The following is a 15,297-nucleotide window of genomic DNA, read 5'->3' on the forward strand; positions in this document are numbered from 1 at the left end:
CGCGAGCGAGTCGGGCGGCGAGAAATTCTGCGCCGCGAGCGCGCCTTCAGCTTGCGTGCGGCGCGCCTCTATCGCGCGCGTCGTTGTTCGGGAAAGCTTGACCGGAAGCGGCGACATGCACGGTCCTCTCGGCTTGGCGCGAAGTAAACTTACACGCCATGTGTCATTTTAAATTGACACCTTTAGCCACTCCGCGCAAGCTCGCGTGACAGATTTAGTCAATTAATCGGCACAAATTGACGGCTGTGGCGTAGCAATTTTCACCAACAGGCTCCATTCTCTGATGTGGGCTGAATGAAACCGGGGGTCTGTTCATGTCTGCTGGCGTCAACGCCGGACGCCTTGAGGGGCTATGGGACGTCCTGGCGTTCCCTGCCGTCGGCCCGTTGGGGATCGGCTATGCCCGATAGGTCCAATACCCGCCCCGATCTGACGCTGACGCTCGACAAAGACGGCGTCATCCAGAATGTCGTGCGAGCGAAATCACTGGCGAAGGAGCCGCTCGACGCGTGGCTCGGCCGGCGCTGGGGCGAGATGATGGAGCCGGCGATCGACGACGGCGCGCTGCAGAAGATCGAGGATGTGCGCTTGGGCGGCGACTCCTCCTGTTTTCAGGTGCGTCAGCGGTTTCCGAGCGGCCGCGAACTGGCGATGGAATATACGACCTTCAGTCTTGGCAAGAAGGCGGGTTTTGTCGCGATCGGACGCAGTCTCGAAGCGATCGGCGAATTGCAGTCGCGTCTTCAGCTCGCCCAGGAAGCGCGCGAGCGAGACTACTGGAAAATGCGCGAAATCGAGACGCGCTATCGCATGCTGTTTGATGCGACGAGCGAGGCTGTGGTTCTGGTCAGCGTCTCCGATCTGCGCGTCGTCGAAGCCAATCTTTGCGCAACCAAGAATCTTGATCTCGCCCCCGGTGCGCCCTTCTTGGCGCGACTCGACGATCGCCACCGGCGCGTCCTCGACGAAATGCTGGCGAAGACCCGCGAAGAAGGCCGCGCGCCTGGCGTCGTGCTGCGCGCGACGCCGTTCGGCGAACTATGGAGCCTGCGCGCGTCCTTGATGAATGCGGAGTCGGGCGCGCTTTATCTTTGCCAGCTGACGCCGATGCGTGATCCGGGCGCAGCTGACAGGGCCGATGGCTTCTCGATGAGAACTTTCGTCGATCGGATGCCTGACGGCTTTGTCGTCGTCGACCGCGACGGCGTCGTACAGGCCGCAAATGACGCATTCCTAGATCTCGTGCAGATCGGCTCGGAAGCGACGGCGATCGGCCGCAAATTGACGCGATGGCTCTCAAGCCCCGGCGCCGACGCCAATCTGGTGATTGCGCTCGTTCAAAAACACGGCGAAGTGCGGCGCTTTCAGACCACGATTGACGGAGAGCTTGGCCAATCGATCAGCGTCGAGGTTTCCGCTATCGGAAACGACGCCTCACAGCCGAGCTACTTCGGGCTGCTCATACGCGATTCTGGTCATCGCCGTGCGACCGCAGAGGCTCCGCCAAGAGCGGTCGCCGATGCATCCGTTGCGGTGGACGATTTTGACAATCGAACGCTGGAGCAGATCGTCAAGATGACCACGGAAACGATCGAGCGCAAAGCCATTGCGCGTGCGCTCGAACGGTTTCGCGGCAATCGCACGGTCGCCGCCCGCCATTTGGGTTTGAGTCGGCAGAGCCTGCATGCGAAACTAAAGAAATACCAACGAGAATAAGTTACAAAAGCCATTCCATTCGCAGGCAGGGGAAGCTAAGCCGTGACCCTCGATCCCGCCGCCTCGCCAGCCTTTGGTCAGGCGAATCTTTCGAACTGCGAACGCGAGCAGATTCATTTCGCCGGGTCGATTCAGCCGCATGGCGCGCTTCTGGCGGTTCGCGAGTCGGACGGCGTCATCGTGCAGCAGAGCGGCAACGCAGCGGCGTTTCTTGGCTACCCCCAATCCTTGCGCGGCGCGCATCTGCGCAAGCTTGGCGGCGACCTCTGGAACCGCAGCCGCCTTTACCTTGACCGGCCCGTCGACGCCATCCCCGTGGCCCTGCGATGCGCCGCCGGCGTCCGGGGAGAGCCTCTCAACGCGCTCTTGCATCGTGCGCCGCACGGCGGCCTCATCGTCGAACTGGAATATGCCGGTCCCCCCGTCGACTATACGATCGCTATTCAGCGGGGCGTGGACGCCATTCTCTCATCTTCGACTTTGCGTGGGCTTTGCGACTCATGCGCCGGGATGTTTCGCGACTTGACCGGCTATGACCGTGTCATGATCTATCGCTTCGACGACGAAGGGCATGGCGAGGTCTTCTCGGAGACGAAGCGCCCCGAGCTCGAAGCTTTTTTCGGCAATCGCTATCCTGCCTCGGACATTCCTCAGATCGCCCGACGTCTTTACGAACGCAACCGCGTGCGGCTGCTCGCAGACGTGGACTACACGCCGTCGGCGCTCGAGCCGCGACTTTCGCCGCTCACAGGCGAAGAGCTTGACATGTCGATGTGCTTCCTGCGCAGCGTGTCGCCCATCCATCTTCAATATCTGAAAAACATGGGCGTGGCCGGTACGCTTGTCGTGTCGCTCATGGTTGGCGGAGAACTGTGGGGCTTGATCTCCTGTCATCATTATTCGTCACGTCTTATCCACTTCGAAATGCGCGCCGTCTGCGAATTGCTGGCTGAGGTCATGGGGACGCGCATCGCCGCGCTGGAGAGTTTCGCACAGGGCCAAGCCGACCTTTCCGTGCGCCGCCTGGAGCAGCGCATGATCGAAAGCGTGACGCGCGAGGGCGACTGGCGCGGCGCGCTGTTCGACGGAGCGCGTTCCCTGTTGCTGCCGCTCAACGCCAGCGGCGCGGCGCTGCTGTTTGAAGGCAAGATGCAAACCGTCGGCGATGTCCCAGGGTCCGAAGAAATCCGCGCTCTTGGCCAGTGGCTGCAAACGCGCCTCAACGACGGCGTCTTCGTAACATCCGCCCTCTCTTCGCAAGAGCCCGCCTTCGCGCCGTTAACTGGCGTCGCCAGCGGAGTCATCGCGACGCGCATTTCCAGCGAACCTGGCGAGTTGCTGATCTGGTTTCGCAAGGAGCGCGTGCGAACGGTGACCTGGGGCGGCAATCCCTTCAAAGCGCCGTCCGACGGGGACGACCCAAACGAGCTTTCGCCGCGCCGCTCCTTCGCCCAATGGCATCAGGTCGTCGAAGGCACTTCTGACCCCTGGACCGCCGCGGATCGGGCCGCGGCGCGATTGATCGGCGAGAGCGTCACCGATGTCGTCGTCCAGTTTCGTTCTTTGCGGATTCTCGTCGCGCAAGATCAGCTCGAACATGTCCTGCGCCAAGTGCATTCCTCGAGCCAGCAGATCGTCGTCGCCGGCGCCGACGGCGCCGTGCTCGAAGCAAACTCAGCCTTCAACCTGCTTCTGGGGTTGCAGCGACCGCTTCGTCATCTTGATGAATTGAGCGCCCATTTCGCCGATCCGGAAGAGGCGGAGAAAAAATTGCGCGCGCTGCGCGACAGCGGCGCGCCCTGGCGCGGCGAAGCGATGCTCGTTGATCGTATTGGCGGCGCACGACCGATCGCCGTGCGCGCCGATCCCGTGCTGGCGTCGCGCGACCGTATATTGGGCTATGTCATTCTCTTCACCGACCTTGCCGAGCGGAGGTCGGCGGAGGCGGCGCGCCGGAATTTTCGCGACAATCTCCTCTTGAGCCAACGGCGGCTGATGCGCCGCATCGACTCGAGCGCCACGCTCGCCGTTGAGAATGTGATGTCGAGCATTATCGACAATGCGCAGCTCGCCGCGTTGGAGATCGCGGACGGTTTGGACACCGCCAGCATTCCCGACACGCTCGAGAGCGTTCGGGCGTCGGTCGCTCGCGCCGCGGAAGTGCTCGAACAGATTTCGATCGGCGGCGCTTCGGACGCGGGCGGGCGCTCGCCTTCGAAAAGCTACGGCGGAAAAAAATGACCAGGTGCGTTTCCGTTCGCGAGGAGCTTCGCGCCGCAACGCGAGAGACGCATCAGCGCTTGCATCGGCATCCCGGACTTTCGGCGGCGGCGCGCGGCGCCATCGGTCTTGGCGATTACCGTGAATTGCTGATGCGGCTCTATGGTTTTCACCTAGCCTTCGAGGATACTCACGCAAGCGCCATGCAGAAGCTCGGCTTTATCGCGAGTTCGCGCGCTGAGCTTATTGCATTGGATCTCGCCGCGCTCGGCATCAAGCGCTTCGATGTTTCGCGCTTGCCGCGATGTGCGGCGCTGCGTGCGCCTTCGAGCGAGGCTTGCGCGCTCGGCGCGCTCTATGTCGTCGAGGGCTCTGCGCTTGGCGGCGCGCTGATCGCCGAAGCGCTGGCGCCGGTCGTTGGCGAGGCGCGCCGGTTTTTTCTCGGCGGCCCATCACGGCCCGCGGTCTGGCCAAGCTTGCTGGCGCGCGTCGAGACGCTCGCGCCTGGGGTGCAACGCGCCAGCGCAACATACGCCGCCGTCGAGACGTTTCGGATCTTCGAAGAGTGGATGCTCGACTGGCGCGCCGCCCCGTCTTGCCTCGATCGCTTGGCGGTCAACTCCGGCAGCGAAACTAGAGGCGGCGTTCCGTAGCGTGGCGCGCCGACGCGCACGGCTGACGCAGGACCAGCTTTTTCGCCAGAATGGTCGCTGTCGCCGCATCAGACGCGGTGGCGTCCGCGCCGACCTGCGCAACGAGATTGGGATTGCGTTTGAAGAGGGGCCCCCCGACCATCACGCCGACATCGGCGTTCGCGGAGGATTCGCGCACCGCCCGAATGGTGCGCGCCAGCGTCTCCAACTCCGACTCGGCGCTCAGCGTTATTCCGAAGACGCCAAACCAACCGCGCGCCGAAACGCCGGCGACGCCGTCGGCGTCGAGGTCCCTCTCGACGCGTACGTCCCAGGAGGCGTTGCGCATGAACACCGCGACCATGTCAACGCCGAAGACGTGCTTTTCACCGGGAAGCGTCGCGAGCAGCGCGCGCTGGCGCGGATCGCACGCCGCCGATTCCTCGACGCCGCCGAAGCGGCACATCAGCTTCTGCATGCGTGCGACGCCGAGCGTGACGTCGACGAAATCGCAGCGGTCCTCTTCCCATAGAACGCCGAGGTGACGCGCCGCTTCGGCGAGAAGGCCGACGAAAAGCGTTTCAAGCGAATGGCCTTTGGCCCGCATCTTGTCGAAGAACGCCGATGATTCATCGCCGTCGTCGCGCGTCAACAGCGCGCCGAAGGTTTCGATCTCCTCGGTTTGAAACGCCTTCTCCGGTTCATGCGCCAGCAGCGCGTGGTGCATCAGCTGGAGACGCGGAACGATGTCGTCGAGGATCACGCAGGCGAGTCGCGCCTGCCGGGCCTGGAGGTCGGATCGAACGATGACGTCAGGCTCGGGCCAGTCTTGAAATTCATTCGGGCAGGGAGTCGCGCGAGGGATCGCGCGTCGGGCGGAAGCGGGATCGAATTCGCCTAGATCGGTCATCGTATGGCCTCCCGAGCCGGTCGCCACGGCGATGGCCCGCCGGCGCCCATGCCCCGAAATCATCGTTGGTTGCGTTCCGACCTTCCGAACGGACATTTCAAGCGCTACATCTTGACGGCCATCCGGTTTTTCGGGCGAGCGGCCTCGCCTCTATTATTATGACAATGAAGAGTTTTTTAACGTTTCCTGAGTGCGCCATTCGAGCCATGGCAGGTCATCGCCCGAATGAAAGCATTCAAACGCACAAAAACGCGATAGTAAAGCTTAATTGACGATAGCTTTGCGTTAAGCTCGGTTGTGTCATGCAGCACGGACACATGCGAGAGCCCGGCAATGGGCTTTAGAATCCGTTCGCTGCGACATCGAGCAGGGCAGCACAATGAAAAAGATGCGCTCAATTTTTTTTGCGCTGGTCGCATTCAGCGCCGTTACGCTCTCGCTTCACGGTTTATGGGAGTCCGAAGCCGGTCTGGTGATCGAACGTCTTCACATCGGCGACATCCCTGTCACGGTGATGCGCAAGTTCGACAGTCCGCCGGCGCCGGCGATTGTGATCGCCCACGGCTTTTCCGGCTCGCAGCAATTGATGGCGCCGATCGCAACGACGCTCGCGCGAAACGGCTATGTGGCGGTCACCTTCGACTTCTCCGGGCATGGCCGAAATCCGACGCCGATGCCGGGCGGACTCGCCAAACTCGAAACCAGTACGGCGGCGCTCCTCAAAGACATCGACGAGGTCGTGCGCTTCGCGCAGCGTCAGCCCTGGTCCGATGGGCGGGTCGCGCTTGTCGGCCATTCGATGGCCACGGATCTCGTCGTGCGTCACGCGATCCGCGATCCGCAGATCGCCGCGGTCGCAGCGCTGTCCTTCTTTGGCGAGGGCGTCACGCGCGACCAGCCAAAAAATCTCATCATCATCGACGGCGCATGGGAGTCGCAACGGCTGATCGACGCCGGCGCGCGCGTCGTTTCGCAGTCGGCTGACGCGCCCGCGCAGGCGGGCGCCACCTATGGCGACATCGCGCGTGGAACGGGGCGCCGGCTGGTGATCGCGCGGGGCGTCGAACATATCGGCGTTCTCTACAGTCGCGACGCGATGACCGAGACGCTCAATTGGATGAACGCCGTCTTCGGGAGAAGCGAGGCCGGCTATATCGACGCCCGCGGTCCCTGGCTCGCGCTGCTGTTTGCGGGCCTCGTCGCCTTGATGTGGCCGCTCGCGCATTTGCTACCGCGGGTCTCGCCGATTCCGCTTGGCGCAGGGCTGCCATGGCGGCGCTTGGCGCCCATCGCGATAGCGCCTGCATTGCTGACGCCGCTTATCTTATGGAAGGCGCCGACGAATTTCCTGCCGATCCTGCTCGGCGATTATCTCGTGGCTCATCTCGCGGTCTACGGCGTCCTGATATTTGCCGGCCTGTGGCTCGCACAGGGCGGCTTGCCCGTCTTTCGGCCGCCGCGATGGAGGCCTCTGCTTGTGGCGGCGGCGGCGCTTGCCGCTATGTACACGCTCGTTCTCGGCCTGCCGCTCGACGCCTATGTCATCTCTTACCTGCCGACCGGCGTTCGCGCGCCGCTTGTCCCAATAATGTTTATCGGTTGCGCGCTCTATTTTCTCGCGGACGAATGGCTGACGCGCGGCCCTGGCGCCGCGCCGGGCGGCTATCTCTTCAGCAAGTTCTGCTTCATCGCCTCACTTGCGATCGCGGTGGCGCTGAATCCAAGGCGGCTGTTCTTCCTCGTCATTATCGCCATCGTCATCGTCATTCTGCTGACGGTCTATGGCCTCGTCGGGAGATGGCTCTATGCGCGCACCCGCGATCCCCGCGTCGGCGCGCTCGGCGCAGCCTTCGGACTCGCCTGGGCGCTGGCCGTCACGTTCCCGATCGTCGACTGAATCTTGCGCGGCTCCCACCGAAGCGCGAGATCGGCGAGATGCGCCAGGAAGGCCATAGCGAGACTTGCGGCGATCGCCAGCCCCGGCGCGCCCGCGAGGGCGCAGCGCAGCGCGACGAGCAGAGCCGCCCCAGCTAGAAGATTGCAGAGAAAGCCGGCTGGCGGCGGCCCGCGCCGGGTGAGTGTTCGCAGACCAAGAATGCCGATGGCTTCGAGCGCCACGAGGATCAAGATCCAGTCGATGAGTTGCGGGTCTGCCACGAAGGCGCTCATGCGCGTTCCGCCGGGCGTTTGGCCTTGGGCCAATAGGTTGCGAAGGGCTTGTTCAGTTCGACCATGCGCCAGTTGAGACAGCCCGCGAAGCTGACCCAGGCGAGATAGGGCAGCAGCAATGCCGCTGCGAAGGTCGAGATCGCGCCGACGGCGATGACGAGCGACAGGACCGACAGCCACAGGAAAACGAGTTCGACGAGCGCCCAGTCGGGCCGCCGCAGCTTGAAGAACAGCGGGCTCCAGGCGATGTTCAGCACGGCGTTGATCGCAAAGAGCGCCAAAAGCCGCACCCGCGCCCCATCGTCCGGCGCCTGCTCCCAGGCGAGAACGCCGCTCGCCGCGGTCAGCAAAAAGATCAGCGTCCAGGCCGGGCCGAACAGCCAGTTTGGCGGACGCCAGGGCGGAAAATTCAAGCCCTCGTACCATTCGCTGATGTCCGTCGCGAGGCCGCCGATCATCGCCACGAGCGCGACGATCGCGGTCGCCACAGCGACAAGGGTCCAGCGATCGGCGGCGAGCGAGTCCATCATGGCGAGGCGAGCCTCAGGAGATGGGCGAGGTCCTTGAAGAAGATGCGCACATGCGCCATCGGATCCGCGCGCACGAGCTCCTTGTTCATATAGGCCTCCCAGGTGAGGCGCTGAACGTCGGGATCCTTGCAGATAGTGACGAAGGCTTCGCGCAGCCGATCGTTGCGATACCAGAAATATTGCATCATCCCGAGAATGAAGAAGACCCGCCCGTGCAGCTTCATGAAACGCTTGCGCGCCATCGAGAGCGCGCGCGCGTCTCCCGTGCGCAGGCATTCTTCGACAGAGTCGGCCGAAAGTCGGCCGCCGAGCATGGCGTAATAAATGCCTTCGCCCGACGCGGGCGCGACGACGCCAGCCGCATCGCCGGCGAGAATGACGTCGCGGCCATTGTCCCAGCGCTTGAGCGGTTTTAAGGGAATCGGCGCGCCTTCGCGGCGCACGGTCGATGCATCGGAGAGGCCTGTGCCGTCTCGCAGATCGCGCACGGAGTCTTTAAGTGAAAAACCCTTGTTGGCGCTTCCCGTGCCGACGCTCATCGTGTCGCCATGCGGGAAAATCCAGGCGTAGAAATCCGGCGAGAGCGCGCCGCGATAATGAATCTCGCAGCGATCCGGGTCGCTCGATTCAGCGGGCGGCGTTTCGATGACTTCATGATAGGCGAAGACGAAGCGCGTCTTATCGGCGCCGGGCACTTCCTGGCGGCCGACCTGCGAAAGCGCGCCGTCGGCGCCGATGACGATGCGCGCGCGCAGAGTTCTCGGCTGGGCATCGCCCTTTGCGCGATACTGCACGCGCGCAACGCCGTCCGCGTCGCGCGTGATCCTCTCATAGGCGCCTGTCAGGCGGGTCGCGCCATAAGAGGCGGCGCGGCAGCGCAGCCATTCGTCGAATTCGCAGCGGTCGACCATGCCGACGAAGCCGCCCTTGATCGGCATGTCGACGGCGACGCCTTTGGGGGAAATCATCCGCGCCGAGGAGACGCGCGCTTTCAGCAGATGATCGGGTATGCCGAAGTCGCGGATGAGCCGGGGCGGAATGGCGCCGCCGCACGGCTTGATGCGGCCTGCCTTGTCAATGAGCGCGACGTTGCGGCCGCGCCGCGCGAGATCATGCGCGGCCGTCGCGCCTGCCGGTCCGCCGCCGACGACAGCAACGTCAAAGAGCGCGTCTTCACTCATCAGCGGCTCCTTTAGGACTGCGCCGTCGCGATATGCGGCGGCAATGGCGCGCTCGCGCGCGGGGGCCGTGGCGCGGCGACTCGGCTCGCGAGCGCGGCCGAGACGACGAAAAGCAGGGCTTCGCCGACAAAAACGAGCGAATAGGCCGCAAGCGGCGTCGCGACGGCGAGTTTCGCGAGATCGACCAGAACCGTCGCGCTAAAGCCGCCGAGGCCGAAGGCGACGGCCTGCGCAGCGCCCCACAGCCCCATGCGCGTGCCCGTGCGCTGGTGCGCGCCTGCGCCCGCAAGACCCATCATTGAACCAATCGCGGCGACCGCGAAAGCGCCGTTTGAAATGCCGAGCGCGAAGACAGATGCGCGCAGCGCCAGTGAGAATCCGGCGTAGCCGCTTGCCGCCACGCAGATGAGCGAAGCGGCTGACGCGGCGCAGCCGGCGACGGTCCACATCCGCAGCGAGCCCAGACGCGGTCCGCCAATCCCGGTCGCGGCGAATGCGACGCCGATCATTCCGAATAGAACGCCGCCGTGCTGGAGGCCAGCGAGCTTCGTTGTCGATCCCGGAGTCATGCCGAAGACGACGCCGGCGTAGGGCTCAACGAGCAGTTCCTGCATACTGTAGGCGAGCATCGAAACGAAGATGAAGATGGTGAACCGGCGCGCCGCCGATTCGCTCCACACCTGCATGAAGGCCGTACGGAAGGGCGGCCTCTGCGCCGCCGAAACCGGCGATGGGGCGTCCGTCTCCAAGCCAATGACGGCGATCGTCGCCGTCAACCAGGCCACGGAGCAGACGCAGGCCGTGACAACGACGAGGCGCTGCATCGAAAAGGGGTCAAGAAAGTGCCCTGCGAGCGGCGCGCTCACCGCGAAGCCGAGGATCATCATCACCCACACGGTCGTCGCGGCGGCGGCGCGGCGCTCAGGCGCCACGCGCGTCGCCAGCATGGCGAGCACCGACGTGCCGGCGGCGCCTGCCCCCATGCCCACCAGAAGAAAGGCGAGGGCGGCGAGCGCCAGACCTGCGACGAGGTTTGTCGCGGCAAGCGCAGTGGCGAGCGCTGCGCCGACGCCGCCGAGCGCCAACGCCGCGAGGCCGCCGACAATCCAGGGCGTGCGACGCCCGCCGACGTCGGCGCCATATCCCCAGGCGGGGCGCAGAACCTGGATCGCGTAATGCGAGGCGACCAGCGCTCCAGGCACAAAGGCCGGCAACGCGAGTTCCACCGCCATCACGCGATTGATGGTCGAGGTCATCAGAACGACCACGGCGCCGAGCGCGGTTTGGACAAGTCCGAGCCGGATAATGCCGGACCAAGCGAGCGGCGGCGCGTTCATTCGATGTCCCCTATCCGCGCATGGCGAAAGCGCTGACCAGCATGCCGAGCACGTAAAGAGTCGTGCCGGTGGCGTTATAGAAGGGCGCCTGTTCGCGCGGATGTGCGAGAAGTCTGCGCATCAGCGCGAATTGTCCGGCGAGCAGCGCCGCGACGATCGCCGCATAAACAGGGCGCTCCCAATAGGCGAGCAGTCCGACGACGACGAACTGCGGCGCCGCCATGACGTAGCAGGCGAAGCGCGCCGCTTCATTGACGCCGAGCTGCACCGGCAATGACAGAACGCCCATGCGACGGTCGCCGTCGACCGACTTGAAGTCATTCAGGGTCATGATGCCGTGCGCGCCGAAGCTATAGAGCAGGGCGAGCGCGATGATGCGCCAATCGGGAAGCGCGGCCGCCATCACGGCGGCGCCGGTGAACCAGGGCAGGCCTTCGTAACAAAGCGCGACGGCGGAATTGCCCCACCAGCCATTCTGCTTCAGTCGCAGCGGCGGCGCGCTATAGATCCAGGCGAGAACGAGGCCGAGCACCGCGGCGGCGAACACCCAAAGGCCGAGCGCCGCCGCGACGGCGAGCGACAATACGGTCCAGAGGCAGGCGATGTAGAAGCCCCAGCGGCCGGGAATGCGCCCCGAGGGAATTGGCCGGTTCGGCTCGTTGATGGCGTCGACGTGACGATCATACCAGTCGTTGACGGCCTGGCTCGTGGCGCAAACCAGCGGCCCGGCGAGAACCACGCCGGCGAGCGCAAAGGACCAGCGAGAGAGCGGCGAGACGCCGGACGATACGATGCCGCAGGCGAAGGCCCACATCGGCGCGAACCATGTGATGGGCTTGAGAAGCTCGAGAACGGCGGCAGGTTTCGGCGTCTGCATCATGCGACGCTATGCTTGACGCGAATTTATGTCAATGTAGATTTACACATGACTGTCAGGCTTGGCGGTCACTCGCCGTCGCCCGGCGCTTCGTCGTCGTCGAGGTCGCCAAGCCCGTAGCGGCGCAGCTTGGTGTAGAGACCCTGGCGGCTGAGGCCGAGCATTTCGGCCGCCGAGGCGCGATTGTCATGCGTCAGCTCCAGCGCGGCTTCGATGCACAATCGTTCGATGAGATCGGTGGTCTCGCGCACAAGATTCTTCAGCGGCACGCGGCCCACAAGATCGGCGAACTGCTCGGCGGTTCGCGGCAGCTCATGGCCGCCGAGCCGCTCGCGGCCGGCGCGCCAGCCGGCGCTGCGGATGCAAAAGCCAAGATAGTGGCGTGCGCCCTCGGCGACGTCGACGGCGGAGATCTCGACATCTTCGGAGGAGCCGTATTGGCCGCGCGCGAGCGTCGAGAAATGGCGCACGACGCCATGCGTCTGGAGATTGGCGAAGAGCACCTCGGCGTCGACCCCGGGCCGCCCGATCCAGCGCTCGATCGGTTCGCCGCGCAACTGTTCCTCCGACCCCGCTTGCGCCAGATCCACGAAAGCCGCATTGGCGGCGAGAATCCGCCGGTTGCTGTCGGTCAACGCAAAGGCGTCCGGCATCCGCTCGAGCGCGTTGAGCATGCCGGTCTTTTCGCCCGAGAGCGCCGTTGCGCCGCCCATCCGCGACAGTATGACAATGATGTTGGCGGCGCCGTCCTGCCGAAACAGCGCGCCAGAAAGCAGCAGCGATTCCCTGCTTTCGGCGAGCTGGGCGTGGACATTGTCGACGCGCGGCGCGACGAGCAGCGCGGTGACGAAAGACTGCGCGGCGCGGCGGCTCGCCTCGTCGAAGAGATCGCCGAAGGCGGCGCCGACGATTTTTTTGGGGGCTTTGCCGACCAGCGCGACCGCCGCGGGATTGGCTTCGGCGATCCGACTGCCGGCGCCGTCGAGGATAAGAATCGCCTCTGAGGAGAGCTGGAACAGCAGCCGATAGCGCTTCTCGGCGTTGCGGATGCGGTGATATTCGCGCTCCATCTCCTGTTGCGCCTCGGCGACGCGCTGCTGCAGCGCGGCGAGCGGCCGAAGATCGCGGCCGAACGCGACGATCGCGCCGCCGGCTGCGGCCCGCACGGCGGTGTAGCGGACCGGGAGGTCCGGACCCGAAGCTGACGGATGGTTGACCTGCCGCCCGCGCGGGGTCGTCCCCTTTTGCGCGTCGCGCAGCAGCGCTTCGATTTTCGGCCGGCTCTCGATTGTCACCGTATCGATCCAAGGTCGACCGACCCATTCGCGCACGGGCGCATTGCATTCCGCGCTGGCCGCCGCGTCGACGATGACGCCTTTCGCGTCAACGATGAGCGTCAAATCCGCGGCTGCGGCGAGAAGGCCGGCGATTCCTTGCGCATCGAGCGCGCCGAGCCGTGCGTCGGCGCTGAGAAATCCCGTCGTGGTCGCGGAGGAGGGCGCGTCGCTCACAAAGAGTTTCTTTCGGTTTCGACCAGATTCTCCGACAGGCGGTCTGTGCGTTGATGCTTACAAACTCGCCCAAAGCTTAGCAAGAAGGCTGCCTCTCTCGGCCGCCCCGCGCCGCAACCGGCGCTCGCATGCGATATTGCGCGCATTGCTCAAGACCTTCCGGCCGAGTCTCGCTGTAATGGCCGGGACGCGTCGCAATCGTCGCGCGTCGATAAAAATTTTTCCGAGTCCAACTGGGACGCCCGCCGGCGCCTACTTGTAAGGACCATAAACCAGGACAGCGGTTTTGTCATGTAAACATAACGTCAATTTTAGTTGACACTTTCCGGCAAACGGCCTTAAGCTTCCTCCAAGGGTGAAGCGCACCGCGCGCAAACGGGGCTAATCACTCGCAAAAACAATGCGGCGCGAGGAAGCGGGCATGAGCGATCACCGGCCTCAAATTGCCAGACCGCTGTATACGGCCGAGGAGCGCCGCCGCCGCGACGCGTCGGTTTGGACCCTCGTCCAGGGCGTGCTCGCGCCCGCGCAGTTCTTCGTCTTTCTCGTCAGCCTGATTCTCGTGCTGCGCTATCTCGCGACCGGAGAAGGCGAAGCCGCCGCGACGGCGTCGGTCGTCGTCAAGACGCTGGCGCTCTACGCCATCATGATCACCGGCTCCATCTGGGAGAAAGAGGTCTTCGGCCGCTATCTCTTCGCGCCGGCGTTTTTCTGGGAAGACGTGTTCAGCATGCTGGTGCTGGCGCTGCACACGGCCTATCTCGCCGCGCTCGCCTGTGGCTGGCTCGATGCGCGCGGGCTGATGTTCCTCGCGCTCGCCGCCTACGCCGCCTACGTCGTCAACGCCACGCAGTTCCTGCTCAAGCTGCGCGCCGCGCGCCTGCAGGAGCCCGCGCGGAAAGAAGCCGACATGGAATGTGCGCTATGAATGCGCTCGCGCCCCTTTCGGGACTCGCCAACGGCGCCTGCGACGCCGCGCCCGTCATCCAGGAGCGCGGCCAGCGCGAAGTATTCTGCGGATTGACCGGCATCGTCTGGCTGCACCGCAAGATTCAGGACGCGTTCTTTCTCGTCGTCGGCTCGCGCACCTGCGCGCATCTCATCCAGTCGGCGGCGGGCGTGATGATCTTCGCCGAGCCGCGCTTCGCCACCGCCATTCTCGAAGACCGTGATCTCGCCGGCGTCGCCGACATTGACGATGAACTCGACGCCGTCGTCGATCGGCTGCTGGCGCGACGCCCAGAGATCAAGCTTCTGTTTCTTGTCGGCTCCTGCCCATCGGAAGTGATCAAGATCGATCTTTCGCGGGCGGCCGCGCGCCAGTCGAGACAGCACGCGCCGCGCGTGCGCATTCTGAGCTATTCGGGCAGCGGCATTGAGACGACGTTTACGCAGGGCGAAGACGCCTGTCTCGCCGCTCTCGTGCCCATGCTTCCGCCCGCGCCGGAAAATGCTTCACCTTCGCTGCTGGTCGTCGGCGCGCTGGCCGATATCGTCGAGGACCAGTTCGCCCGCCTCTTCGACGTGCTGGGCGTCGCGCCTGTTCGCTTCCTCCCCATGCGCCGCGCCGCTGACCTGCCGCCGGTCGGCCCCAGCACGTCGTTTCTTCTCGCCCAACCTTTCCTCGCCGATACGGCGCATGCGCTGCAGGAGCGGGGCGCCCACTGGATCGAGGCGCCGTTTCCGCTCGGCGCTGAAGGCACGACGCTGTGGCTGCGCGCCGCAGCGAAAGCCTTCGGCGTTTCCGAGGCGCGTTTCGACGCAGTAACGTCGCCGGCGCGCGCGCGCGCGGAGCAGGCTCTCGCCCATTATCGCGACGCGCTCGCCGGCAAGCGGGTTTTCCTCTTTCCGGACTCGCAGCTCGAGCCGTCGCTTGCGCGCTTTCTCGCGCGCGAAATGGCGATGCGGATCGTCGAGATCGGCACGCCCTATCTGCATCGCCGTCACATGGCCGCCGAGCTCGATCTGCTGCCGAAGGACGCGCCGATCGTCGAAGGCCAGCACGTTGAAAAGCAGCTCGATCGCTGTCGCGCCGCACGTCCAGACCTTGTCGTCTGCGGGCTTGGCCTCGCCAATCCTCTGGAGGCGGAAGGCTTCGCGACGAAATGGTCGATCGAACTGCTGTTCTCGCCCATTCAGGGTTACGACCAGGCCGGCGATCTCGCCGAACTTTTCGCGCGGCCGCTCAACCGCCGCGCCCGGCTCGAGGTCTAG

The 15,297-nt window shown here is 64.7% G+C and carries 13 protein-coding genes; 6 read left to right on the forward strand and 7 right to left on the reverse strand.

Annotated features, from left to right (window positions below; translation table 11 throughout):
• Positions 1–399 precede the first annotated feature (399 nt).
• The 3 genes from ppsR (IYY11_RS06895) to IYY11_RS06905 are packed head-to-tail and all read left to right on the forward strand — an operon-like array spanning position 400 to position 4,589.
• Complete coding sequence (gene ppsR, locus IYY11_RS06895; RefSeq protein WP_196403178.1) at positions 400–1,716, forward strand: transcriptional regulator PpsR; 1,317 nt, start codon at positions 400–402, stop codon at positions 1,714–1,716.
• A 42-nt stretch (positions 1,717–1,758) separates the two neighbouring features.
• On the forward strand, positions 1,759–3,957 hold the full coding sequence (locus tag IYY11_RS06900) for a GAF domain-containing protein (RefSeq protein ID WP_196403179.1): 2,199 nt from the start codon (positions 1,759–1,761) through the stop codon (positions 3,955–3,957).
• Positions 3,954–4,589: a biliverdin-producing heme oxygenase gene (locus IYY11_RS06905; protein WP_196403180.1), complete on the forward strand. Its 636-nt coding sequence runs from the start codon at positions 3,954–3,956 to the stop codon at positions 4,587–4,589. The genes IYY11_RS06900 and IYY11_RS06905 overlap by 4 nt, the downstream gene beginning before the upstream one ends.
• Here the strand turns inward: IYY11_RS06905 and IYY11_RS06910 are convergent.
• On the reverse strand, positions 4,570–5,478 hold the full coding sequence (locus IYY11_RS06910; RefSeq protein ID WP_196403181.1) for a B12-binding domain-containing protein: 909 nt from the start codon (positions 5,476–5,478) through the stop codon (positions 4,570–4,572). The genes IYY11_RS06905 and IYY11_RS06910 overlap by 20 nt on opposite strands.
• Positions 5,479–5,857: 379 nt before the next feature.
• On the opposite strand from IYY11_RS06910, the gene IYY11_RS06915 reads away from it, so the two are divergent.
• Positions 5,858–7,375: an alpha/beta hydrolase gene (locus tag IYY11_RS06915; RefSeq protein WP_196403182.1), complete on the forward strand. Its 1,518-nt coding sequence runs from the start codon at positions 5,858–5,860 to the stop codon at positions 7,373–7,375.
• On the opposite strand, the gene IYY11_RS06920 is transcribed toward IYY11_RS06915, so the two are convergent.
• From IYY11_RS06920 to ppsR (IYY11_RS06945), 6 genes are all read right to left on the reverse strand, one after another.
• On the reverse strand, positions 7,282–7,647 hold the full coding sequence (locus tag IYY11_RS06920) for a hypothetical protein (protein ID WP_196403183.1): 366 nt from the start codon (positions 7,645–7,647) through the stop codon (positions 7,282–7,284). The genes IYY11_RS06915 and IYY11_RS06920 overlap by 94 nt on opposite strands.
• Positions 7,644–8,174 (reverse strand): TspO/MBR family protein, encoded by a 531-nt coding sequence (locus IYY11_RS06925; protein ID WP_196403236.1) that lies wholly within the window; start codon positions 8,172–8,174, stop codon positions 7,644–7,646. Before IYY11_RS06925 ends, IYY11_RS06920 begins: the two co-directional genes overlap by 4 nt.
• Entirely contained in the window at positions 8,174–9,358 is a 1,185-nt protein-coding gene (locus tag IYY11_RS06930) for a geranylgeranyl diphosphate reductase (RefSeq protein ID WP_196403184.1), read from the reverse strand. The genes IYY11_RS06925 and IYY11_RS06930 overlap by 1 nt, the downstream gene beginning before the upstream one ends.
• Positions 9,359–9,369: 11 nt before the next feature.
• Positions 9,370–10,695, reverse strand: coding sequence for a BCD family MFS transporter (locus IYY11_RS06935; RefSeq protein WP_196403185.1), 1,326 nt, complete (start codon positions 10,693–10,695; stop codon positions 9,370–9,372).
• A gap of 10 nt (positions 10,696–10,705) precedes the next feature.
• Positions 10,706–11,572, reverse strand: coding sequence for a chlorophyll synthase ChlG (chlG, locus tag IYY11_RS06940; protein WP_196403237.1), 867 nt, complete (start codon positions 11,570–11,572; stop codon positions 10,706–10,708).
• Between the two features lie 68 nt (positions 11,573–11,640).
• Positions 11,641–13,083, reverse strand: a complete 1,443-nt coding sequence (ppsR, locus tag IYY11_RS06945; RefSeq protein ID WP_196403186.1) for a transcriptional regulator PpsR — start codon at positions 13,081–13,083, stop codon at positions 11,641–11,643.
• 421 nt (positions 13,084–13,504) lie between these two features.
• Between ppsR (IYY11_RS06945) and bchF the strand changes: the two genes are divergently transcribed.
• Positions 13,505–14,011 carry a 2-vinyl bacteriochlorophyllide hydratase gene (bchF, locus tag IYY11_RS06950; RefSeq protein ID WP_196403187.1) on the forward strand — a complete coding sequence of 169 codons (507 nt, stop codon included), beginning with the start codon at positions 13,505–13,507 and terminating at the stop codon, positions 14,009–14,011.
• The gene (locus IYY11_RS06955; protein WP_196403188.1) at positions 14,008–15,297 is read left to right on the forward strand and encodes a ferredoxin:protochlorophyllide reductase (ATP-dependent) subunit N; all 1,290 of its coding nucleotides are present in this window, start codon (positions 14,008–14,010) and stop codon (positions 15,295–15,297) included. Before bchF ends, IYY11_RS06955 begins: the two co-directional genes overlap by 4 nt.

This window comes from Methylocystis sp. H62, assembly GCF_015709515.1.
Classification (GTDB): Bacteria; Pseudomonadota; Alphaproteobacteria; order Rhizobiales; family Beijerinckiaceae; genus Methylocystis.